Annotated in this window: 20 protein-coding genes; 15 read left to right on the forward strand and 5 right to left on the reverse strand. The window is 61.4% G+C overall.

Going from position 1 to position 23,343, the window contains the following annotated elements:
• Position 1 precedes the first annotated feature (1 nt).
• Both murU and OGV19_RS21620 read right to left on the reverse strand, forming a co-directional pair.
• A complete protein-coding gene (gene murU / locus OGV19_RS21615; protein WP_264310555.1) occupies positions 2-673 on the reverse strand; it encodes an N-acetylmuramate alpha-1-phosphate uridylyltransferase MurU in 672 nt (223 codons plus the stop codon).
• A complete protein-coding gene (locus tag OGV19_RS21620; protein ID WP_264310556.1) occupies positions 670-1,689 on the reverse strand; it encodes an aminoglycoside phosphotransferase family protein in 1,020 nt (339 codons plus the stop codon). Before OGV19_RS21620 ends, murU begins: the two co-directional genes overlap by 4 nt.
• 130 nt (positions 1,690-1,819) lie before the next feature.
• Here OGV19_RS21620 and OGV19_RS21625 point away from each other — a divergent pair, with 130 nt between their 5' ends.
• From OGV19_RS21625 to OGV19_RS21675, 11 genes are all read left to right on the forward strand, one after another.
• The gene (locus OGV19_RS21625; RefSeq protein WP_264310557.1) at positions 1,820-4,627 is read left to right on the forward strand and encodes an LPS-assembly protein LptD; all 2,808 of its coding nucleotides are present in this window, start codon (positions 1,820-1,822) and stop codon (positions 4,625-4,627) included.
• On the forward strand, positions 4,608-5,927 hold the full coding sequence (gene surA / locus OGV19_RS21630; RefSeq protein WP_264310558.1) for a peptidylprolyl isomerase SurA: 1,320 nt from the start codon (positions 4,608-4,610) through the stop codon (positions 5,925-5,927). Before OGV19_RS21625 ends, surA begins: the two co-directional genes overlap by 20 nt.
• On the forward strand, positions 5,924-6,913 hold the full coding sequence (pdxA, locus tag OGV19_RS21635) for a 4-hydroxythreonine-4-phosphate dehydrogenase PdxA (protein WP_264310559.1): 990 nt from the start codon (positions 5,924-5,926) through the stop codon (positions 6,911-6,913). Before surA ends, pdxA begins: the two co-directional genes overlap by 4 nt.
• Positions 6,910-7,710: a 16S rRNA (adenine(1518)-N(6)/adenine(1519)-N(6))-dimethyltransferase RsmA gene (gene rsmA, locus OGV19_RS21640; protein ID WP_264310560.1), complete on the forward strand. Its 801-nt coding sequence runs from the start codon at positions 6,910-6,912 to the stop codon at positions 7,708-7,710. The genes pdxA and rsmA overlap by 4 nt, the downstream gene beginning before the upstream one ends.
• Before the next feature lie 210 nt (positions 7,711-7,920).
• The gene (gene apaG / locus OGV19_RS21645) at positions 7,921-8,301 is read left to right on the forward strand and encodes a Co2+/Mg2+ efflux facilitator ApaG/CorD (RefSeq protein ID WP_264310561.1); all 381 of its coding nucleotides are present in this window, start codon (positions 7,921-7,923) and stop codon (positions 8,299-8,301) included.
• On the forward strand, positions 8,301-9,167 hold the full coding sequence (locus OGV19_RS21650; RefSeq protein WP_264310562.1) for a symmetrical bis(5'-nucleosyl)-tetraphosphatase: 867 nt from the start codon (positions 8,301-8,303) through the stop codon (positions 9,165-9,167). The genes apaG and OGV19_RS21650 overlap by 1 nt, the downstream gene beginning before the upstream one ends.
• A 14-nt stretch (positions 9,168-9,181) precedes the next feature.
• Complete coding sequence (gene glpE / locus OGV19_RS21655; RefSeq protein WP_264310563.1) at positions 9,182-9,511, forward strand: thiosulfate sulfurtransferase GlpE; 330 nt, start codon at positions 9,182-9,184, stop codon at positions 9,509-9,511.
• A gap of 283 nt (positions 9,512-9,794) precedes the next feature.
• The gene (locus OGV19_RS21660) at positions 9,795-11,717 is read left to right on the forward strand and encodes a PrkA family serine protein kinase (RefSeq protein ID WP_264310564.1); all 1,923 of its coding nucleotides are present in this window, start codon (positions 9,795-9,797) and stop codon (positions 11,715-11,717) included.
• A gap of 119 nt (positions 11,718-11,836) precedes the next feature.
• The gene (locus OGV19_RS21665) at positions 11,837-13,108 is read left to right on the forward strand and encodes a YeaH/YhbH family protein (protein ID WP_264310565.1); all 1,272 of its coding nucleotides are present in this window, start codon (positions 11,837-11,839) and stop codon (positions 13,106-13,108) included.
• Positions 13,105-14,673 carry a SpoVR family protein gene (locus OGV19_RS21670; protein ID WP_264310566.1) on the forward strand — a complete coding sequence of 523 codons (1,569 nt, stop codon included), beginning with the start codon at positions 13,105-13,107 and terminating at the stop codon, positions 14,671-14,673. The genes OGV19_RS21665 and OGV19_RS21670 overlap by 4 nt, the downstream gene beginning before the upstream one ends.
• Positions 14,674-14,733: 60 nt before the next feature.
• Entirely contained in the window at positions 14,734-15,852 is a 1,119-nt protein-coding gene (locus tag OGV19_RS21675) for a multifunctional CCA addition/repair protein (protein ID WP_264310567.1), read from the forward strand.
• Between the two features lie 228 nt (positions 15,853-16,080).
• Here the strand turns inward: OGV19_RS21675 and folK are convergent, their stop codons facing one another.
• Both folK and folB read right to left on the reverse strand, forming a co-directional pair.
• Entirely contained in the window at positions 16,081-16,590 is a 510-nt protein-coding gene (gene folK, locus OGV19_RS21680; RefSeq protein WP_264310568.1) for a 2-amino-4-hydroxy-6-hydroxymethyldihydropteridine diphosphokinase, read from the reverse strand.
• A complete protein-coding gene (gene folB / locus OGV19_RS21685; RefSeq protein ID WP_264310569.1) occupies positions 16,581-16,937 on the reverse strand; it encodes a dihydroneopterin aldolase in 357 nt (118 codons plus the stop codon). Before folB ends, folK begins: the two co-directional genes overlap by 10 nt.
• A gap of 74 nt (positions 16,938-17,011) precedes the next feature.
• Between folB and plsY the strand changes: the two genes are divergently transcribed.
• Positions 17,012-17,581 (forward strand): glycerol-3-phosphate 1-O-acyltransferase PlsY, encoded by a 570-nt coding sequence (gene plsY, locus OGV19_RS21690; RefSeq protein WP_264310570.1) that lies wholly within the window; start codon positions 17,012-17,014, stop codon positions 17,579-17,581.
• Positions 17,582-17,587: 6 nt separating this feature from the next.
• On the opposite strand, the gene tsaD is transcribed toward plsY, so the two are convergent.
• A complete protein-coding gene (gene tsaD, locus OGV19_RS21695) occupies positions 17,588-18,613 on the reverse strand; it encodes a tRNA (adenosine(37)-N6)-threonylcarbamoyltransferase complex transferase subunit TsaD (RefSeq protein ID WP_264310571.1) in 1,026 nt (341 codons plus the stop codon).
• 204 nt (positions 18,614-18,817) lie between these two features.
• Between tsaD and rpsU the strand changes: the two genes are divergently transcribed.
• The 3 genes from rpsU to rpoD all read left to right on the forward strand — a co-directional run bounded on the left by rpsU (position 18,818) and on the right by rpoD (position 23,238).
• Positions 18,818-19,033, forward strand: coding sequence for a 30S ribosomal protein S21 (gene rpsU / locus OGV19_RS21700; RefSeq protein WP_003255575.1), 216 nt, complete (start codon positions 18,818-18,820; stop codon positions 19,031-19,033).
• Positions 19,034-19,340: 307 nt separating this feature from the next.
• Positions 19,341-21,323, forward strand: coding sequence for a DNA primase (gene dnaG / locus OGV19_RS21705; protein ID WP_264310572.1), 1,983 nt, complete (start codon positions 19,341-19,343; stop codon positions 21,321-21,323).
• Between the two features lie 67 nt (positions 21,324-21,390).
• Positions 21,391-23,238, forward strand: coding sequence for an RNA polymerase sigma factor RpoD (rpoD, locus tag OGV19_RS21710; protein ID WP_264310573.1), 1,848 nt, complete (start codon positions 21,391-21,393; stop codon positions 23,236-23,238).
• The last annotated feature ends 105 nt before the right edge of the window (positions 23,239-23,343 follow it).

The following is a 23,343-nucleotide window of genomic DNA, read 5'->3' on the forward strand; positions in this document are numbered from 1 at the left end:
GTCAGGCGCGCCCGCCAATCAGCCGCTCGGCTTGCGCCAGGCGTTCGAGCGTCCCGACATCGACCCAATGGCCACGGTAGTGCTCACCACTGACTTTGCCATCTGCCATGGCCTGGCGCAGCAACGGCGCAAGCTTGAAAGCACCCGGCTGGCAGCCGGCGAACAATGCCGGGTCAAGTACCGAGAGGCCACTGAAGGTCAAGGTACCCGGCGCCTCATCGCCATCCACGACTTGCCTGCCGGCAAGGCGGAAGTCGCCACGATCGTGATGCCCTGGGTTGTCGACCAGCACCAGATGCGCCAGCCCCGCAAGCGGCGCCTGCAAGCGAGCGAAATCGTAGTCGGTCCAGACATCCCCATTGATCAGCAGGAACGGCGCCTCGCCCAGCAGGGGCAACGCTTTGAAGATACCGCCGCCGGTCTCCAGCGGCTCGCCCTCGGGCGAGTAACGGATGCTCAGGCCGAAACGGCTGCCATCACCCAGGTGGTCCTCGATCTGCTGGCCAAGCCAGGCATGGTTGATCACCACCTCGGTAATACCGGCAGCCGCCAAGGCCCGCAGGTGATACTCGATCAGCGGCTGGCCTGCCACCGGCACCAAAGGCTTGGGCGTGTGCAGGGTCAAAGGGCGCATGCGCTCGCCCTTGCCTGCTGCCAGAATCATCGCCTTCATGCACGCGCTCCGGCCTTCAGCTCGGCAATCAGCTCGCCCAGCTCCGCCAACTCGGGGCGGCGCCCGATCACTTCATTTATATAGGCGAAGAAACGCGGAACGTCCGTCAGGTAGCGCGGTTTGCCGTCACGGTGGCAAATGCGGGCGAAGATGCCGATCACCTTGAGGTGGCGCTGCACCCCCATCAGGTCGCTGGCGCGCTGGAACGCCTCGAAGTCGGCCTGCACCGGAATACCCGCCGCCTGCGCCTTTTGCCAATAATCCCGCAGCCAGCCGTCCACCCGTGCCTGCGGCCAGCTGAGGAAGGCATCCTTGAACAGGCAGGTGATGTCGTAGGTGACCGGGCCGTAGACCGCGTCCTGGAAGTCCAGCACGCCTGGGTTTGGCGTGCTCTGCATCAAGTTGCGCGGCATGTAGTCGCGGTGCACCAGCACCTTGGGCTGGGCCAGGGCACTGTCGATCAGCAGCTGGCTCACACGTTGCCAGGCGGCCTTCTGGGCTTCGCTGAAGGTCAGGCCGAGCTCCCGCCCGACGTACCACTCCGGGAACAGTTCGACTTCACGACGCAGCAGCGCATCGTCGTAGCTTGGCAGTGGCGCGTCCATCGGCAGGCGCTGGAACGCCAGCAGTGCATCGATAGCATCACTGAACAGGCCATCGGCATTGTCGGCATCAATGATGTCCAGGTATGTCTGATGGCCCAGATCGCCCAGCAACAGGAAACCGCGCTCCAGGTCTTGGGCATGGATCACCGGCACATGCACGCCGGCACTGGCCAGCAGGTGATCGATGGCGACGAATGGTCGGCAGTTCTCCTGGGGTGGCGGTGCATCCATGATCACGAAACTGCGGCCAGCGCCCTGCCAGCGGAAGTAGCGGCGGAAGCTCGCATCGCTGCTGGCGGCAGTCAGGCTGCCTGCTGGCACTTCGCCCCAGGCGTTTTCCAGAAAAATATTGTTGAGCTGCTCATCGAGCCAGACAGTCAGTTGTTGCAAGCGTACATCGTGATCAGGCATTACAAGGGTCTCCGACGGCCCTAGCCGTCAAGCGGGTCATGCTTTATTATCCAGCATCTTTTTCAGACCATCGAGAGGCGTGCGGCCCCACACGCGGGCAGATGGCACGCAGGAAGCCCGGACTAATAAGATGGCATTGAAATCCCCCGCGTTTCGTAGAAAGTTTCCGTTGCTGGTAACCGGCGGTTTGCTGGCCCTGCAACCTCTGGCCACGTCGTACGTCGTGGCAGCCGAACAGTTCGACTGCCAAGTGTCCGCCTCCGGTGGTTGGGACTGCAAGCCCAAGGCTCCTGTCAATAACCTGCCGCCGCGTCCGGTGCACGAGGGTGCTGCCCTCAGTTCCGGTACCGAGGCCCAGGCGGCCGAGGCCGAAACCGCGGATAAGCCGATGCTGGTCACCGAGGCCAAGGGCCGTGGCCTGAAGTCGCGCAGCGAAGACTACAGCCATCTGGACTGGGTCCCCCGTGACAAGCTCACCGCCGCCCAACTGGCCGAAACCGGCCCGTACTGTGGTGGCGCGTACATCGAGCCGCCCCGCCCTGGCATGGCTGACACCACGCCCAAGGACGAATCGCCGACCTACATCAATGCCAAGGTTTCCAAATACCAGCAGGAGCAGCAGATCGCTACCCTCGCCGGTGACGTGGTGATGCGCCAGGGCAGCATGCAGGCCGAGGCCGACGAAGCCAACCTCTACCAGACCGAAAACCGTGGCGAGCTCAAAGGCAACGTCAAGATCCGTGACAACGGCTCGCTGGTGGTCGGTGACGAGGCGCAGATCCAGCTCGACACGGGCGAAGCCCAGGTCGACAACGCCGAATACGTGATGCACAAGTCGCACATTCGCGGCAACGCCCTGTACGCCAAGCGTGGCGAAAACGCCATCATCCGTCTCAAGGACGGTACGTACACCACCTGCGAACCGGGCAGCAACGCCTGGCAGCTGAAGGGCAACAACATCACCCTGAACCCGGCGACCGGTTTCGGTACGGCGACCAACGTTACCTTGCGGGTCAAGGATTTCCCGGTGTTCTACACACCGTACATCTACTTCCCGATCGACGACCGTCGCCAGTCCGGCTTCCTGCCGCCATCGTTCAGCACCAGCAGCGACACCGGCTTCATGCTGGTCACGCCGTACTACTTCAACCTGGCGCCCAACTATGACGCCACGTTGTACCCGCGCTACATGACCAAGCGCGGCCTGCTGATGGAAGGTGAGTTCCGTTACCTCACCCCGTCCAGCGAAGGCCAGCTCGGCGGCGCGTACCTGAACGACAAGAACGACGACCGTAAAGAGCAGACTGATTACAAAGAACAGCGCTGGATGGTCAACTGGCAGCACAAGGGTGGGCTGGACGAGCGCCTGATGGCCGAGGTGGACTACACCGACATCAGCGACCCGTTCTACTTCCAGGACCTGGAATCCGACCAGATCGGCGTTGAATCCCAGGACCTGCTCAACCAGCAGGGCGCCCTGACCTATCGCGGCGACAGCTACACCGCGCGGTTGAACGTGCATGCCTACGAAATGGCGACCATTTCGAAGATCACGCCGTATGACCGCCTGCCGCAGATTACCTTCAACGGTAAGCTGCCCTACGAACCGGGCGGTTTGAACCTTGCTTATGAGACTGAAGCGGTTCGCTTTGACCGGGACCTGAGAAACGACGTCGTACGCGACAAAGACGGCAATCTGGATTTCACTGCTGGCCCAGGTGGCAAACGCCTCGACGAGAATGTCTTCGGCGTTGCACGCTCCAACGGCACGCGCTTGAACGTCGCCCCTTCCATCAGTCTGCCGATGGAAGCCAGCTACGGCTATATCACGCCGAAGCTGAAGTACATGTACACCCATTACGATCTGGACCTGGACAGCAAGGGCAAGAACGATCTTATTCAGAACCCCGGCAAAATCCCCCTGTACGGCGACTTCAAGAGCAACCAAAACCGCGACGTGCCGATCTTCAGCGTCGACAGCGGCCTGTACTTCGACCGTGACACTTCGATGTTCGGCACCAATTACCGCCAGACCCTCGAGCCGCGCCTGTTCTATCTGAACGTTCCCTACAAGGACCAGACCGACATCCCGCTGTTCGACTCGGGCGAAACGCTGTTCAGCTACGACTCGCTGTTCCGAGACAACCGCTTCAGCGGTACCGATCGCATCGGTGACGAGAACAAGCTGTCCCTGGGTGTCACCACGCGCTGGATCGAAGACAATGGCTTCGAGCGCCAGAGCTTCAGTATCGGCCAGGCCTACTACTTCAAGGATCGCAAAGTCCAATTGCCGGGTATCGACTACCGTACTCGCCAAGACTCGCAGTCCAATGTTTCGCCGTACGCCCTGGTGTACAACTACGCCTTCAACCGCGACTGGCGCTTCAACTCGGACTTCAACTGGGACCCGGACAGCCGCAGCACCCGCTCGGGTAGCGCGATGTTCCACTACCAGCCTGAAGACAATCCGAACAAGGTCGTCAACCTCGGCTATCGCTATCGCAACGACACCATTTCCTACGACTCGACCACGGGTACCTGGAAAGTGGGCGGTGGTGACTACAGCGTTCCGGGTAATCCGAACTACATCAAGGACTACTACAAGATCCAGCAGCATGACTTCTCGGTCATCTGGCCGATCGTTCCGCAGTGGAGCGTCATCGCTCGCTGGCAGCATGACTACAACCGCAACCGCACCCTGGAAGCCATGGGCGGTTTCGAGTATGACAACTGCTGCTGGAAGCTGCGCCTGATCAACCGTTACTGGATCGACTACGACGACTTCAGCCAAGCCCTTCCAGCGAACGAAAAAGGCGACCACGGTATCTTCCTGCAGATCGTGCTGAAAGGCCTCGGTGGTGTAGTGGGCAACAAGGTCGAATCTTTCCTCGACGAAGGCATTCAAGGTTACCGTACACGTGAAGACCAAGCTTATTGATCGTCTGCGCCCAGTGTTGCTGGGCGCCGCTTTGCTGAGTGGCGCGGTGCATGCCGCGGTACAACCCCTGGACCGCGTGGTGGCTATCGTCGATAACGACGTGGTCATGCAGAGCCAACTGGACCAGCGCGTCCACGAAGTTCAGCAAACCATCGCCAAGCGTGGCGCCGGCGTGCCACCGACCAGCGCCCTTGAACAGCAGGTGCTCGAGCGCCTGATCGTCGAGAACCTGCAACTGCAGATCGGCGATCGCTCCGGCATCCGCATCACCGATGAAGAGCTGAACCAGGCCATCGGCACCATTGCCCAGCGCAACGGTATGTCGCTGGAGCAGTTCCGCGCCGCCCTCGCCCACGATGGTCTGTCGTTCGACGACGCTCGCGAGCAGGTCAAGCGCGAGATGATCATCAGCCGGGTGCGCCAGCGCCGTGTGGCCGAGCGCATCCAGGTGTCCGAGCAGGAAGTGAAAAACTTCCTCGCCTCCGACCTGGGCAAGATGCAGCTCTCGGAAGAGTACCGCCTGGCCAACATCCTCATCCCGACCCCGGAAAGCGCCAACTCGGACGCTATCCAGGCAGCCGCGCGCCAAGTCGGTGATGTGTACCAGCAGCTCAAGCAAGGCGCGGACTTCGGTCAGATGGCCATCGCCCGCTCCGCCAGCGAGAACGCCCTGGAAGGCGGCGAGATGGGCTGGCGTAAAGCCGGCCAGTTGCCACCCGACTTCGCCAAGATGCTCAGCAGCATGAGCGTGGGCGACATCACCCAGCCAATCCGCATCCCCAACGGCTTCATCATCCTCAAGCTCGAGGAGAAGCGTGGTGGCAGCGAGAACGTGCTGCGTGACGAAGTCCATGTGCGTCACATTCTGATCAAACCGAGCGAAATCCGCAGCGACGCAGCCACCGAGCAGTTGGCCGAGCGCCTGTACGACCGGATCAAGAACGGCGAAGACTTCGGCGAGCTGGCGAAGAGCTTCTCGGAAGACCCGGGCTCGGCGCTTAACGGCGGTGACCTCAACTGGGTCGACCCGAACAGCCTGGTGCCGGAGTTCCGTGAGCAGATGGCCAACGCTGCCCAAGGCGAAGTCACCAAGCCATTCAAGACCCAGTACGGCTGGCACGTCCTTGAAGTGCTGGGCCGCCGCGCCACCGACAGCACTGAACAGGCGCGCGAGCAACAGGCACTGAACGTGCTGCGCAACCGCAAGTACGACGAAGAGCTGCAGACCTGGCTGCGCCAGATCCGCGACGAAGCCTACGTTGAAATCAAGCTGCCTGGCGCCGACCAGGCTGCACAGTGAAGCCTCTGCGCTTCGCCGTCACCCCCGGTGAGCCCGCTGGCATAGGTCCCGACCTGTGCCTGCTGCTCGCCGCAGACGTCCAGCCCCACCCCCTGATCGCCATCACCAGCCGTGACCTGCTCGCCGAGCGGGCCACGCAGCTGGGGCTGGCCGTCAACCTGCTGCCGGTAGCGCCGGATCACTGGCCCGACCAGCCGGCGCCTGCGGGTAGCCTGTATGTCTGGGATACACCCCTGGCCACCGCCGTCACGGCAGGGCAACTGGACAAGGCCAATGCTGCCTTCGTGCTGGAAACCCTGACCCGCGCAGGCAAAGGCTGCCTTGATGGGCATTTCGCCGGGATGATCACCGCCCCTGTGCACAAGGGTGTGATCAATGAAAGCGGCATTGCCTTTTCCGGGCATACCGAGTTCCTTGCCGAGCTGACCCACACCGCACAGGTGGTGATGATGCTGGCGACCCGTGGTCTGCGCGTGGCCCTGGTGACCACTCACCTGCCACTGCGCGAGATTGCCGACGCCATCACGGCCGAACGCGTCGAGCGTGTCACCCGCATCCTGCACGCCGACATGCGCGACAAGTTCGGCATTGCCCACCCTCGCATCCTGGTCTGCGGCCTCAACCCGCACGCCGGAGAAGGCGGCCATCTGGGCCGCGAAGAAATCGACATCATCGAACCGACACTGGCCCGCCTGCGCTCCGAAGGCATGGACCTGCGCGGACCGCTGCCGGCCGATACCCTGTTTACCCCCAAATATCTGGAGCACTGCGACGCAGTGCTGGCGATGTACCACGACCAGGGCCTGCCCGTACTCAAGTACAAAGGCTTCGGCGCCGCGGTCAATGTGACCCTGGGCCTGCCGATCATCCGCACGTCGGTCGACCACGGCACCGCCCTGGATCTGGCCGGCACCGGCAAGGTCGATACCGGCAGCCTGCGGGTTGCCCTGGAAACCGCCTATCAGATGGCCGAGAACCGACCATGAACGAGCAATACCAACACCGGGCGCGCAAGCGCTTCGGCCAAAACTTCCTGCACGACGCCGGCGTCATCGACCGCATCCTGCGCGCCATCAACGCCAAGGCAGGTGAACACCTGCTGGAAATCGGCCCAGGCCAGGGCGCCCTCACCGAGGGCCTGCTAGGCAGCGGTGCGCAACTGGACGTCGTGGAGCTGGACAAGGACCTGGTGCCGATCCTGCAGCACAAGTTCGCCGGCCGCGACAACTTCCGCCTGCACCAGGGCGATGCCCTGAAGTTCGACTTCAACCAGCTGGGTGTGCCACCGCGCAGCCTCAAGGTGGTCGGCAACCTGCCCTACAACATCTCCACCCCACTGATCTTCCACCTGCTCAGCCACGCTGGGCTGATCCGCGACATGCACTTCATGCTGCAGAAGGAAGTGGTCGAGCGCATGGCCGCAGGCCCAGGTGGCGGTGACTGGGGCCGTCTGTCGATCATGGTGCAGTACCACTGCCGGGTCGAACACCTGTTCAACGTTGGCCCAGGCGCGTTCAACCCGCCGCCGAAAGTGGACTCGGCCATCGTGCGCCTGGTGCCACACGAGGTGCTGCCGTTCCCGGCCAAGGACCACCTGTTGCTGGAGCGCGTCGTTCGCGAAGCCTTCAACCAGCGTCGCAAGACACTGCGCAACACCCTCAAAGGCCTGCTCGACAGCCAGGCGATTGAAGCGGCTGGCGTTGATGGCAGCCTGAGGCCTGAGCAGCTGGACCTGGCTGCATTCGTGCGCCTGGCTGACCAATTGGCCGATCAGCAGGCCTGATTAGCGCCTGTTACGGCCTCTTCGCGGGCAAGCCCGCTCCCACAGGATCTCCACTGATCTTGAATACTGTGGGGGTGGGCTTGCCCGCGAAGGGGCCAGCCCTGTCACCCCACCCCTCCTGCACATGCCTGCCCGCGACCACACCGCTGGCCCTCCCCCCCACCAATGGCCTAGACTGCATTATTGCGTCAGTTCCCCCAAGGCCTTTGCATGTCCGATCCCCGTTATCAGATCGACGTCAGCGTCGTGACCCGCTACCTCAAAGAACAATCCGACCCCGAAAACAGTCGTTTCGCTTTCGCCTACACCATCACCGTGCAAAACAACGGCTCAGTCATGGCCAAGTTGCTGTCCCGACACTGGCTGATCACCAACGGTGACGGCGAAGTCGAGGAAGTGCGCGGCGCCGGCGTGGTCGGCCAGCAACCCAGCATCGACCCGGGCCAAAGCCATACCTACAGCAGCGGCGCGGTCATCAGCACCCGTGTCGGCACCATGCAGGGCAGCTACCAGATGTTCGCCGAGGACGGCAAACGCTTCGATGCCGAAATCGCGCCCTTCCGCCTCGCGGTACCGGGGGCCCTGCACTGATGGCAACCTACGCCGTCGGTGACCTGCAAGGCTGCCTGCAACCGCTCAAATGCCTGCTCGAACGTGTTCGCTTCAACCCCGCCGTCGACCGCCTGTGGCTGGTCGGCGACCTGGTCAATCGCGGCCCCGAATCACTGCAAACCCTGCGTTTTCTCTACTCGATCCGACAGTCGCTGGTCTGTGTGCTGGGCAACCATGACCTGCACCTGCTGGCCGCCTGGCACAACGTCGAACGCCTGAAAAAGAGCGACACCCTGCGCGAGATCATCGAAGCACCGGATGCCGACCTGTTGTTCGACTGGCTGCGCCAGCAAAAACTGCTGCATTACGACGAGCCCCGCGGCATCGCCATGGTGCATGCCGGCATACCGCCTCAATGGACCTTGGGCAGAGCCCTGGAGCTTGCAGCCGAAGTCGAGGAAGTATTGCGCGATGACGGCCGCCTCAAGCTCTACCTCGATGGCATGTACGGCAACGAGCCGAACAAATGGAGCAAGAACCTCACAGGCATCGAGCGCCTGCGGGTGATCACCAACTACCTCACGCGCATGCGCTTCTGCACCCCCGAGGGCAAGCTCGACCTCAAGAGCAAGGAAGGCCTGGGCACGGCCCCCAAAGGCTACAAACCCTGGTATGCGCACAAGGACCGGCGCTCGCGGCACGTGAAGATCATCTTCGGCCACTGGGCCGCCCTTGAAGGGCGCGTCGACGAGCCCGGCATCATTGCCCTGGACACCGGTTGCGTGTGGGGTGGCGCCATGACCCTCTACAACGTCGACAGCGGTGAATACCATCGCTGCGACTGTTCCGACGACGGCACCGTACGCCCACCGGAACAACCCACTAGAATCAACGATCAGCCCTGAAGGAAACCGTAGCCATGAGCGAATTCAAACGCATCCCTCCCGAGCAGGCCCTGGCCCTGCGCGAGCAAGGTGCGGTAGTGGTCGACATTCGCGACCCACAGGCCTTTGCCGCCGGCCACATCAGTGGCGCCACCCACCTGGATAACCATTCGGTCGCCGATTTCATCCGCAATGCCGACCTCGATGCACCGACCCTGGTGGTCTGCTACCACGGCAATTCCAGCCAGAGCGCCGCCGCCTACCTGGCCGGCCAAGGCTTTTCGCAGGTGTACAGCGTCGATGGCGGCTTTGAGCTGTGGCGCGCCACCTACCCGGACCAGACCGCGCAAGGCTCTGCCGAATAATTTTTTCATTTTTACTGCAGCCCGCGCCCCGTGCGGGCTTGCGGCTCACCTGACGAACGGTCGCGAGCAACTTCTCGGCCTCGCGCCCTTGACCTTGCGTATTACCAACTATCCTTAAGCCCAGGCCATCCAAAAAAGGGGAGAGCCGGTACACCGGCGTGCGGGTCATCGGTAGCGTTTCAAGGGTGTTCTGGGGGGTATACAGCAATCGGCGAACCCGGTTGCATGCCAGCATCAGCTGACTGATCCGGCGTCGTCTCCACGTATCGAGCGAGGTGACGTCATGAGTATTTTTAGCCACTTCCAACAACGTTTCGAGTCCACCCGCCAGGAAGAACTTTCGCTGCAGGATTACCTGGAACTGTGCAAACAGGATCGCAGCGCCTACGCTTCGGCGGCAGAACGGCTGTTGCTGGCCATCGGCGAACCGGAGCTTGTCGACACCTCTAACAATTCCAGACTTTCGCGGATCTTCTCCAACAAGGTGATTCGGCGCTATCCGGCCTTTGAAGACTTCCATGGCATGGAAGAATGCATCGACCAGATCGTCTCGTACTTCCGCCATGCGGCGCAGGGCCTGGAAGAGAAGAAACAGATCCTCTACCTCTTGGGCCCGGTAGGCGGCGGCAAATCATCGCTGGCCGAGAAGCTCAAACAACTGATGGAGAAGGTGCCCTTCTACGCCATCAAGGGCTCGCCTGTATTCGAATCGCCACTGGGCTTGTTCAACGCCACCGAAGATGGGGCCATTCTTGAGGAAGAGTTTGGGATCCCACGGCGCTACCTGAACACCATCATGTCGCCCTGGGCCACCAAGCGCCTGCAGGAGTTCGGCGGCGATATCTCCAAGTTCAAGGTGGTCAAACTCTATCCGTCGATCCTTAACCAGATCGCCATCGCCAAGACCGAACCTGGCGATGAGAACAACCAGGATATCTCTGCCCTCGTCGGCAAGGTGGATATCCGCAAGCTTGAGGAATACCCACAGAACGACGCCGACGCCTACAGCTATTCGGGTGCGCTGTGCCGGGCCAACCAGGGCCTGATGGAATTCGTCGAGATGTTCAAGGCGCCGATCAAGGTCTTGCATCCACTGCTTACGGCGACTCAGGAAGGCAACTACAACAGTACCGAGGGGCTGGGTGCAATTCCCTACACCGGTATTCTGCTGGCCCACTCCAACGAATCGGAGTGGCACACCTTCCGTAACAACAAGAACAACGAAGCGTTCATCGACCGGATCTACATCGTCAAGGTGCCTTACTGCCTGCGCGTCAGTGACGAAATCAAGATCTACGACAAACTGCTGGTCAACAGCTCCCTGGCCAAGGCCCATTGCGCGCCCGATACCCTCAAGATGCTGGCCCAGTTCACCGTGCTCTCACGCCTCAAGGAGCCTGAGAACTCCAACATCTACTCGAAGATGCGCGTCTACGACGGCGAGAATCTCAAGGACACCGATCCAAAGGCCAAGTCGATCCAGGAGTACCGTGACTCGGCAGGTGTCGACGAGGGGATGAACGGCCTGTCCACCCGCTTCGCCTTCAAGATTCTCTCCAAGGTGTTCAACTTCGACCCGCACGAGATTGCGGCCAACCCGGTTCACCTGCTGTATGTGCTCGAACAACAGATCGAGCAGGAACAGTTCCCGGCTGAAGTGCGCGAACGCTACCTGCGCTACCTGAAGGAATACCTGGCGCCGCGCTACATCGAGTTCATCGGCAAGGAAATCCAGACCGCTTACCTTGAGTCCTACAGCGAATACGGCCAGAACATCTTCGACCGCTACGTGCTGTACGCCGACTTCTGGATTCAGGACCAGGAATACCGCGACCCGGAAACCGGCGAGATCCTCAACCGCATCGCCCTCAACGAAGAACTGGAGAAAATCGAGAAGCCAGCCGGTATCAGCAACCCGAAAGACTTCCGCAACGAGATCGTCAACTTCGTATTGCGCGCACGCGCCAACAACAACGGCAAGAACCCGAGCTGGCTGAGCTATGAAAAACTGCGGGTGGTGATCGAGAAGAAAATGTTCTCCAACACCGAAGACCTGCTGCCGGTCATCAGCTTCAATGCCAAGGCCAGCAAGGAAGACCAGAAGAAACACAACGACTTCGTCACCCGGATGGTGGAGCGTGGCTACACCGACAAGCAGGTTCGTCTGCTGTCGGAATGGTACCTGCGGGTCAGGAAATCGCAATAAAGCGGCAAGCTACACACCGCACGCCCAAGGCTGCAGTGCCTGCCTTGGGCGGCGGCGGCTGCTATTACGTGCAGCTCGTAGCTTGAAGCGTGCAGCTGTTCCCAGCTACCGGAGGGACCATGAGCTACGTAATCGACCGACGCCTGAACGGCAAGAACAAGAGCACGGTCAACCGCCAGCGTTTTCTGCGGCGCTACCGTGAACACATCAAGAAGGCCGTCGAAGAGGCCGTGAGCCGCCGCTCCATCATGGACATGGAGCATGGCGAGCAGATCAGCATTCCGGGACGGGACATCGATGAACCGGTGTTGCACCACGGTCGTGGCGGCAAGCAGACCATCGTGCACCCCGGCAACAAGGAGTTCACCGCCGGCGAACACATCGCCAGGCCCCAGGGCGGTGGAGGCGGCAGCGGCCGTGGCAAGGCCGGCAATTCTGGCGAGGGCATGGATGAATTCGTCTTCCAGATCACCCAGGAAGAGTTTCTCGAGTTCATGTTCGAAGACCTTGAACTGCCCAACCTGGTCAAACGTCACCTGACCGGTACCGACACCTTCAAGACCGTACGCGCCGGTATCGCCAACGAAGGCAACCCATCGCGCATCAACATCGTTCGCACCCTGCGTTCGGCCCATGCCCGGCGTATTGCCCTGACCGGCAGCAGCCGCGCCTTGTTACGCGAAGCGCAGAAAGAACTCGACCGCCTGAAGGTCGAAGAGCCTGACAACTTCACCGATATCCAGGAAGTCGAGCAAGAGATCGAACGCCTCAAGGCACGCATCAACCGCCTGCCCTTCCTCGATACGTTCGACCTGAAGTACAACCTGCTGGTCAAGCAGCCCAACCCCAGCTCGAAGGCCGTAATGTTCTGCCTGATGGACGTTTCCGGCTCCATGACCCAGGCCACCAAGGACATCGCCAAGCGCTTTTTCATCCTGCTGTACCTGTTCCTCAAGCGCAATTACGACCGCATCGAAGTGGTCTTCATCCGCCACCACACCAGTGCGCGGGAAGTGGACGAGGAAGAGTTCTTCTATTCGCGGGAAACCGGCGGCACCATCGTGTCCAGCGCGCTCAAGCTGATGCAGGAAATCATGGCCGAACGCTACCCGGCCAGCGACTGGAACATCTATGCAGCCCAAGCCTCCGACGGCGACAACTGGAACGACGACTCGCCAATCTGCCGCGAGATCCTCTCCAAGCAGATCATGCCGCATGTGCAGTACTACACTTACGTTGAGATCACCCCCCGTGAGCATCAGGCGCTGTGGTACGAGTACGAGCGAATCGGCGAGGGCTTCCCCGACACGTTCGCCCAGCAGCAGTTGGTATCGGCCGGCGACATCTACCCGGTCTTCCGTGAACTCTTCCAGCGCAGGTTAGCCACATGACCGCCAGAGCTCAGAAACGCCAACCCATTTCCACCGGGTCCGAGTGGACGTTCGATTTGATCCAGACCTATGACCGGGAAATCAGCCGCCTGGCCGAGCGTTACGCCCTGGACACCTATCCCAACCAGATCGAGGTGATTACCGCCGAGCAGATGATGGATGCCTACGCCTCGGTAGGTATGCCGCTGGGTTATCACCACTGGTCTTATGGCAAGCAGTTCCTCAGTACCGAAAAGTCCTACAGCCGAGGCCAGATGGGCCTGGCCTACGAGATCGTGATCAACTCCGATCCCTGCATCGCCTACCTGATGGAAGAAAACACCATGTGCATGCAGGCACTGGTGATCGCCCATGCCTGCTATGGCCACAACAGCTTCTTCAAGGGCAACTACCTGTTCCGCACCTGGACCGATGCCAGCTCGATCATCGACTACCTGGTGTTTGCCAAGCAGTACATCGCCCAGTGTGAAGAGCGCCACGGCATCGATGCCGTCGAAGACCTGATCGACTCCTGCCACGCACTGATGAACTACGGTGTCGACCGGTACAAGCGCCCTTACCCGATTTCCGCCGAAGAGGAACGTCGCCGGCAGAAGGAGCGTGAAGAACACCTGCAGCGGCAGATCAACGACCTCTGGCGCACCATTCCCAAGGGCGCGGATAAAGGGGGTGATCGCGACGATGCGCGCTTCCCCGCCGAACCTCAGGAAAACATCCTCTATTTCATCGAAAAGCACGCCCCCCTGCTAGAGCCTTGGCAGCGTGAAGTGGTGCGCATCGTGCGCAAGATCGCCCAGTACTTCTACCCGCAACGCCAGACCCAGGTCATGAACGAAGGTTGGGCGACCTTCTGGCACTACACCCTCATGAACGACCTGTACGACGAAGGCCTGGTTACCGACGGTTTCATCATGGAGTTCCTGCAATCGCACACCAGCGTGGTGTTTCAGCCAGGTTTCGACAGCCCCTACTACAGTGGCATCAACCCCTATGCGCTCGGCTTTGCGATGTACACCGACATCCGCCGCATCTGCGAAAACCCGACTGAAGAAGATCGCCACTGGTTCCCCGACATTGCCGGCAGTGACTGGCTGTCTACCATCAAGTTCGCCATGAGCAGCTTCAAGGACGAGAGCTTTATCCTGCAGTACCTGTCACCCAAGGTAATCCGCGACCTCAAGCTGTTCAGCATTCTGGACGACGACCAACGCGATGACCTGCTGGTTCCCGCCATCCATGACGAAGCCGGTTATCGGGTCATTCGCGAGCAACTGGCGGCCCAGTACAACCTGGGCAACCGCGAGCCGAACGTGCAGATCTGGAGCATCGACCGCCGTGGCGACCGCTCACTGACCCTGCGCCACCAGCAGCACAACCGCAAACCCTTGGGCGACTCGACCGAGGAAGTGCTCAAGCACCTGCATCGCCTCTGGGGCTTCGACATCCACCTGGAGACCGTCCAGGGCGACCAAATCATGAAGACCCACCACATGCCACCCCGCGGTGAGCACGGCGACAGCGCCGACTATGGCCGCATGGACCTGGCCGTCATCCGCCACCTCTAGCACCGAGCCCCCTCCATCACTGCCAACAGGTTATCCTGTGGGCAGTTATGGAGGCTGTACATGCACATCTACAAAGTCGGCGGCGCCGTGCGCGACCGCTTGCTCGGGCGCCCCGTCAGCGATATCGACTGGCTGGTGGTTGGCGCTACCGTCGAAGAAATGCACGCTAAGGGCTATCGGCCGGTGGGCGCTGATTTTCCGGTGTTCCTGCACCCGAAAACCGGCGAGGAATATGCCTTGGCGCGTACCGAGCGCAAAAGCGGGCGAGGGTATGGTGGCTTTACCTTTCATGCCAGCCCCGACGTCACCCTCGAAGAAGACCTGATACGCCGCGACCTGACCATCAATGCGATGGCAGAGGACGAAGACGGCACGCTGTACGACCCCTACCACGGCAAAGATGACCTCGACAGGCGTCTTTTACGCCATGTTTCACCTGCATTCGCCGAAGATCCCCTACGGGTACTCAGGGTTGCCCGCTTTGCCGCACGCTATGCGCCGCTAGGTTTCAAGGTCGCTGACGAGACCTTGGCGCTGATGCGCCAGATCAGTGCCTCCGGCGAGCTGCAAGCGCTCACCGCCGAGCGTAGCTGGAAAGAGATCGAGCGCGCGCTGATGGAGGCACAGCCCCAGGTGTTCTTCGAAGTTTTGCACGCGTGCGATGCCTTGCAGGAGCTGCTGCCTGAGCTCAAGGATAGCCCCCACGCCCTGGCAGGCCTGGAGCAGGCCGCCCTGCATGAGCAACCGCTGCACGTGCGCTGGGCCTGCCTGCTGCGAGAGCTGGAGCCACCAGTGATCAAGGCTGTCAGCCAGCGCTTCAAGGCGCCGCGAGACTGCCAGGAGCTGGCCGTGCTGGTGGGTGAGTGCCTGACACACTGCAACCAGGCCCTGGAATTGCCTCCCCAGGCATTGCTGGAGCTGCTGCAGAAGTTTGATGTGTACCGCCGTCCGCAGCGCTTTGAAGACTTCATCAACGCCTGCCAGATGGATGCGCGTGCGCGCCAGGGCAGTCTGGCTTATCCACAGGCTGATTACCTGAGGGGCGCGGCGGCAGCGGCGAGGGCTGTGGATGTTAAGCCGCTGGTACAGGCTGGGCTGACCGGGCAGGCGCTTGGGGAGGCGCTGAAAGGTGAGCGATTGAAGGCTCTAGTTGCCTACAAAGGCGTTGCAGAAGGCTGATTTATCGATTGCCTCGTCGGGCCCTTTCGCGGGGCAAGCCCGCTCCCACAGATACCTCACTGTTCATGGATCAGTGAGCTACTGTGGCTCCAACAGATACCCCACTGCTCATGGATCAGTGAACTACTGTGGCTCCATCAGATACCCCACTGCTCATGGATCAGTGAACTACTGTGGGAGCGGGCTTGCCCCGCGAAAGGGCCAGGCCAGGGAATACGAGAGTCCGGCTCAAGCCGGCGTCAGTTGCAACCCGCGCCACTCAAACGCGACAGGCGCCAACACCTGATCGATCCGCGCCTCCTGCCACACCTGCGCCATAGGCTTGCCCACCCCAGGGTGCACCAGCTCGGGCGCCAGCAGCGACAACGGCCACAGCACAAACGCGTTTTTCAGAATCTCGGCCCTGGGCAGCACCAACCCATCGAATGCACCATGCAGATCGTCATACAGCAGCACGTCGATATCCAACGGCAGCCCTTTGCGCTCGGGCGCGTAGCGGCCGTTGTCGGCTTCGATGAACTTGAGCCGACGGTCCAGCTCGATCAACGGCAAATCGGTCTTGCCCGTCACCACGAAGTTGATGAACGGACCACTCTTGATCCCCACCGCCTGGCTCTCGAAAGCCGGCGAACAGCGCATATCGGTGAGTATGCCCGCCAAGGCATCGAGCCCAGCGCACAGGTGCGCATGGCGGTCGATGTTGCTGCCAAGGCCCAGGTAAACCGTGTTCAGAGACATCCGCGCTCGATCTCCACGCCAACACCGCCACGGGCAGCGGGGACCGCGCCTGGCTTGGTCAGTTTCAACCGCACCCACGGGATGTTGAATTCCTCCATCAGCACCGCGACCAGGCGCTCGGCGAAGGTTTCGACCAACTCGAAGCGCGCCTGCTCGGAAAATGCCTGGATACGCGCCGAAACGCTGGCGTAGTCCAGCGCCAGGCTCAGATCGTCGCCGGCCGCTGCCGGGCGGTTATCCCAGGCAAAACTCAGGTCCAGGCGCAAGCACTGGCGAATATCCCGCTCCCAGTCATAGGCACCGATGACGGTATCGACTTCCAGGCCTTCGATGAACACTCTGTCCAAGCACTTCTCTCCACAGCACGACAAGGGCGACTGGCGCCGTTAGAATCAAGGCGTCCTCGCCCGGAATAGTTAGCATGTTTTGGTTATTGGCGCTGCTCGCCTACCTGCTCGGCTCGCTGTCCTTCGCCATTGTCCTGAGCCGCCTGTCCGGTAGCCCGGACCCTCGTTCCAGCGGTTCGGGCAATGCCGGGGCCACCAACATGCTACGCCTGGCAGGCCGCAAGTTGGCGATCCTGACCCTGCTTGGCGACCTGTGCAAGGGCTTGTTGCCAGTATTGCTCGCCCGCCTTGCCGGGCTCGACTTGCACGAACAGGCCTGGGTGGGCGTATGCGCAGTGCTCGGCCACCTGTTCCCGCTGTACTTCCGCTTCCAGGGTGGCAAGGGCGTGGCGACCGCGGCCGGTATGCTCATGGCCCTGTACTTTCCGGCGGCACTGCTGGCCATCGCTGCCTGGCTGCTGACCTTCTACCTCACACGTACCAGCTCGCTGGCGGCGCTCATCGCCACGCCGCTGACCCTGCCCCTGCTCGCCTGGCGCGAGCCAGAGGCGTTGCTGCCGATCAGCGTGCTCACGGTGATGATCGTCTGGCGCCATCGCAACAACCTGCGCGACCTGTTCGCCGGGCGCGAACGCCACTTCTGACAGGTTTCAGACCGGCGGCAACTGCTCCATCGGCCAACGCGCCTGCACACTGATCGCCAAGTCCTGCTGCTGCCCGGCCAACAGGCGCTGGCAGCCGGCATAAGCGATCATTGCGCCGTTGTCGGTACAGAACTGCGGGCGCGCGTAGTAGACGTTGCCCTTCATGCTGCCCAGCATGTCCTCAAGGGACGCACGCAGGGCCTTGTTGGCGCTCACGCCACCGGCAATCACCAGCCGCTTGAGGCCAGTCTGCTTCAGTGCCCGCTTGCACTTGATGGTCAAAGTCTCCACCACGGCCTGCTGGAACGCCAGGGACACGTCGCAACGGGTTTGCTCACCGTCGTCGCCAGCATCGCGGCACTGCTGCCAGGTATTCAAAGCGAACGTCTTGAGGCCGCTGAAACTGAATTCCAGGCCGGGTCGATCGGTCATCGGCCGCGGGAAGACAAAGCGCCCCGGCACACCCTGTTCGGCCAGCCGGGCAATTTCAGGGCCGCCGGGGTAGTTCAGGCCGATCAGCTTGGCCGTCTTGTCGAATGCCTCACCGGCCGCATCGTCCAGGCTCTCGCCCAACAGCTCGTACTGGCCGATGCCATCGACACGTACCAGCTGGGTATGGCCGCCGGATACCAACAAAGCGACGAACGGAAACTCGGGTGGGTTTTCTTCCAGCATGGGCGCCAGAAGATGGCCTTCCATGTGGTGCACGCCAATCGCCGGGATATCCCAGGCAAACGCCAGGGCCTGGGCGCAGGAAGCGCCGACCAGCAGCGCGCCGACCAGCCCAGGACCCGCGGTGTAGGCGATGGCGTCGATCTCGGTGGCCACGCAGCCAGCCTCGTCCAACACCTGGCGAATCAGCGGCAGCATGCGTTTGACGTGATCGCGTGAGGCAAGCTCCGGTACCACACCGCCGAACACGCGGTGCAGGTCGATCTGGCTGAACAGCGCGTCGGCCAACAGACCGCGCTCACTGTCATATAATGCGACGCCAGTTTCGTCGCAGGATGTTTCCAATCCCAGTACTAGCATGGGTTCGTCCCTTGTGGGGGCTGAATTCGAAGCCGCGCATGATAGTCGCCGTGTCGGGTGCCGACCAGCGGTTTTCGATCAGAGGCTTTGCATTCCGGCCAGCTAAGGGTTAACATCCGCAACCCTTGAAAACCGACGTTCTCCAGCACACCTTTGTTTTGCCAGGAGCACGTCTACCCCGGTAATGAATTAAGGTAGCCCTGGATGCCAGCCGTCAAAGTTAAAGAGAACGAACCCTTCGACGTAGCTCTGCGTCGTTTCAAGCGCTCCTGCGAAAAAGCCGGTGTACTGGCTGAAGTTCGTAGCCGCGAGTTTTACGAGAAGCCGACCGCCGAGCGTAAGCGTAAAGCAGCTGCTGCTGTTAAGCGCCACGCCAAGAAAGTTCAGCGCGAACAGCGCCGCGCCGTTCGTCTGTACTAATACAGACGTTCTACGCAAAGCTTCTGCCCTGCCCGGCTCACCGCCGGGCCGATGGCAGCGGTTGCTACACAATTGCTTCAAACTTGGGCAGCTAGCTCAAGGCCCTTACGCACTCGCTCATGCGAACTGTATTGGGCAACCCGCCTGAAACGTCAGAGCTGGTCCTTGACCAGTCGTGCACGTCCTGTCTGACGAGCCTTCATTGGCTGGCGACGAGCACATCTTCCCTCGCACTTCCCCTTGCAGCATTCGCCCCAACCGGCGCGTGAGCGATTAGACTTGCCAGTTGCCAGATGACGAGACTGCCATGGCCGGGCTGATTCCCCAGAGTTTCATTGACGACCTTATCAACCGCCTCGACATTGTCGACGTGGTGAGTTCGCGCGTCCAGCTGAAAAAAACCGGCAAGAACTACTCCGCCTGCTGCCCGTTCCACAAGGAAAAAACCCCCTCCTTCACGGTCAGCCCCGACAAACAGTTCTATTACTGCTTCGGCTGCGGCGCCGGTGGCAACGCCCTCGGCTTTGTCATGGACCACGACAACCTGGACTTCCCCCAGGCGGTCGAGGAGCTGGCCCGCGCGGCAGGCATGGAAGTCCCACGCGAAGAGGGCCGTCGCGCACAAAAGCCGCGCCAGCCGACGGATTCGCCGCTGTACCCACTCCTAGATGCCGCCACCGAATTCTACCGCCAGGCCCTGCGCAACCACCCCACCCGCAAAGCAGCGGTGGATTACCTCAAGGGCCGCGGCCTGTCCGGCGAGATTGCCCGCGACTTCGGCCTGGGCTTCGCGCCACCCGGCTGGGACAACCTGCTCAAGCACCTGGGCGCCGACACCCTGCAGCAAAAGGTCATGATCGATGCCGGCCTGCTGATCGAGAACGCCGAGAGCGGCAAGCGCTATGACCGCTTCCGCGACCGCGTGATGTTCCCGATCCGCGACAGCCGTGGCCGCGTGATCGCCTTCGGTGGCCGGGTGCTGGGCGACGACAAGCCCAAGTACCTCAACTCCCCGGAAACCCCGGTTTTCCACAAGGGCCAAGAGCTCTACGGGCTTTACGAGGCACGCAAGCACAACCGCAACCTCGACGAAATCATCGTCGTCGAGGGCTACATGGACGTCATCGCACTCGCCCAGCAGGGCCTGCGCAACGCCGTGGCCACCCTCGGCACCGCCACCAGCGAAGAACACCTCAAACGCCTGTTCCGCGTGGTGCCCAGCGTGCTGTTCTGCTTCGACGGCGACCAGGCCGGGCGCAAGGCTGCCTGGCGCGCGCTGGAGTCGACCCTGTCGACCCTGCAGGATGGCCGCCGAGCACGCTTTCTGTTCCTGCCCGAAGGCGAAGACCCGGACAGCCTGGTACGCGCCGAAGGCACCGACGCCTTCATGGCACGCATCAACCAGCACGCCCAGCCACTGGCGGATTACTTTTTCGAGCAACTGAGCGCCGAGGCCGACCCGCGCTCGCTGGAAGGCAAGGCGCATTTGGCGACCCTGGCCGCACCGTTGATCGAAAAAATCCCTGGCGCCAACCTGCGTCAGCTCATGCGTAACCGCTTGAAGGAAATCACCGGCCTCGACCCGCAGCAAGTAGAGCAACTGGCCCAGCAACCTGCAGCCAGCAGCAGCGTACCGGACTACGATCCGGGCTATGACTACGATGCCATGGCCAGCTACACGCCAGACTACGGCGACATGCCGCAGCACGACTACGCGCCGGCGCAGCAAGAGCAGCAATGGAAGCCGAACAAGGCCGGTGGCAAGAAGCCGTGGAGCGACAAACCCTGGGACAAGAATCGCAAAGGTGGCAAGCCCTGGCAGCAACGCGACGAGGCACCACCGCGCACCCCGGCCCCCGTGGAGCCCCCGACCCTGGCGGCTTTGCGCACCCTGCTGCACCACCCGCTGCTGGCCGGCAAGGTGGAAGATGCCAGCCACTTCGCCGACGAAGAGCACCTGTACAGCCAGTTGCTGGTGGCCTTGATCGAAGCCGCTCAGAAGAATCCTGGGCTAAGCTCAATGCAGTTGATCGCACGCTGGCACGGCACCGAACAGGGCCGCTTGCTGCGCGCACTGGCCGAGAAGGAATGGCTGATCGTGGCCGACAACCTTGAACAACAGTTTTTCGACACTATAACTAGCTTGTCCGCCCGCCAACGCGAGCGCAGCCTGGAACATCTGCTCAGGAAAGCACGTCAAAGCGAGTTGAGCAGTGAGGAAAAATCGCAGCTTCTCGCCCTGCTTAGCAGGAATGTTCCCGCACAAACGCCGACCTCATCTGGCGCGTGAGGCCCATGCTCGGGTATAATCCTCGGCTTGTTTTTTGCCCGCCAAGACCTTCAGTGGATAGGGTGTTATGTCCGGAAAAGCGCAACAGCAGTCTCGTATCAAAGAGTTGATCACCCGCGGTCGTGAGCAGGGCTACCTGACTTACGCGGAGGTCAACGACCACCTGCCTGAGGATATTTCAGATCCTGAACAGGTGGAAGACATCATCCGCATGATCAACGACATGGGGATCAACGTATTCGAGAGTGCTCCGGATGCGGATGCCCTTCTGTTGGCGGAAGCCGACACCGACGAAGCCGCGGCCGAAGAAGCCGCAGCAGCGTTGGCGGCCGTTGAAACCGATATCGGCCGCACGACCGACCCAGTGCGCATGTACATGCGTGAAATGGGTACTGTCGAGCTGCTGACCCGCGAAGGCGAGATCGAAATCGCCAAGCGTATCGAGGAAGGCATCCGTGAAGTCATGGGCGCCATCGCTCACTTCCCGGGTACTGTCGACCACATTCTCAGCGAATACGACCGTGTCACCACCGAAGGTGGCCGTCTGTCCGATGTTCTCAGCGGTTATATCGACCCTGATGACAACATCGCTGCCCCGACCGAAGAAGTGCCTGTTCCAGGCGCCAAGGCCGCGGCTGCCAAGGAAGAATCGGACGACGAAGAAGAAAGCGAAGAGAGCGACGATGAGGAAGAGGCCGAAAGCGGTCCGGACCCAGTCGTTGCAGCTCAGCGTTTCGGTGCGGTATCCGACCAGCTTCAGGCGACCCTCAAGGTCGTGAAGAAGAACGGTCGTGCCCACAAGGAAAGCATCGCGGCCCTCCAGGCCCTGGCCGACCTGTTCATGCCGATCAAGCTGGTACCCAAGCAGTTCGAGGTACTGGTCGAGCGCGTGCGTGATGCACTGAGCCGCCTGCGTCAGCAAGAACGCGCCATCATGCAACTGTGCGTTCGTGACGCCCGCATGCCGCGTGCCGACTTCCTGCGCATGTTCCCAAGCAACGAAACCGACCAGACCTGGAGCGGTGACCTGGCCAAGCGTAACACCAAGTGGGCTGCCGCCCTGGGTGAGAAAGACGCTGCTATCGTCGCCTGCCAACAGAAGCTGATCGACCTTGAGACCGAGACTGGCCTGACCGTCGCCGAGATCAAGGAAATCAACCGTCGCATGTCGATCGGTGAAGCCAAGGCCCGCCGCGCCAAGAAAGAAATGGTCGAGGCGAACCTGCGTCTGGTGATCTCCATCGCCAAGAAGTACACCAACCGTGGCTTGCAGTTCCTCGATCTGATCCAGGAAGGCAACATCGGCTTGATGAAAGCGGTGGACAAGTTCGAGTACCGTCGCGGCTACAAGTTCTCGACTTATGCCACCTGGTGGATTCGCCAGGCGATCACCCGCTCGATCGCCGACCAGGCGCGCACCATCCGTATTCCGGTGCACATGATCGAGACGATCAACAAGCTCAACCGTATTTCCCGGCAGATGTTGCAGGAAATGGGTCGTGAACCGACCCCGGAAGAGCTGGGCGAGCGCATGGAAATGCCTGAGGACAAGATCCGCAAGGTACTGAAGATCGCCAAAGAGCCGATCTCCATGGAAACCCCGATCGGTGACGACGAAGATTCGCACCTGGGCGACTTCATCGAGGACTCGACCATGCAGTCCCCGATCGACGTGGCCACGGTCGAAAGCCTCAAGGAAGCCACCCGTGACGTGCTCTCGGGCCTGACCGCCCGCGAAGCCAAAGTGCTGCGCATGCGCTTCGGCATCGACATGAACACCGACCACACCCTCGAAGAGGTAGGCAAGCAGTTTGACGTGACCCGTGAACGGATCCGTCAGATCGAAGCGAAGGCGTTGCGCAAATTGCGCCACCCGACTCGCAGCGAGCATCTGCGCTCCTTCCTCGACGAGTGATGACAAACCCCGGCCCAGGCCGGGGTTTTTCTTTTGCGGCCACGGCTGCAACACAATGCCTGATTTCTACCCCACATCCCGCGCAATGCCCGTCTACACTCGACG

Source organism: Pseudomonas putida, from assembly GCF_025905425.1.
Taxonomy (GTDB): Bacteria; Pseudomonadota; Gammaproteobacteria; order Pseudomonadales; family Pseudomonadaceae; genus Aquipseudomonas; species Aquipseudomonas putida_AF.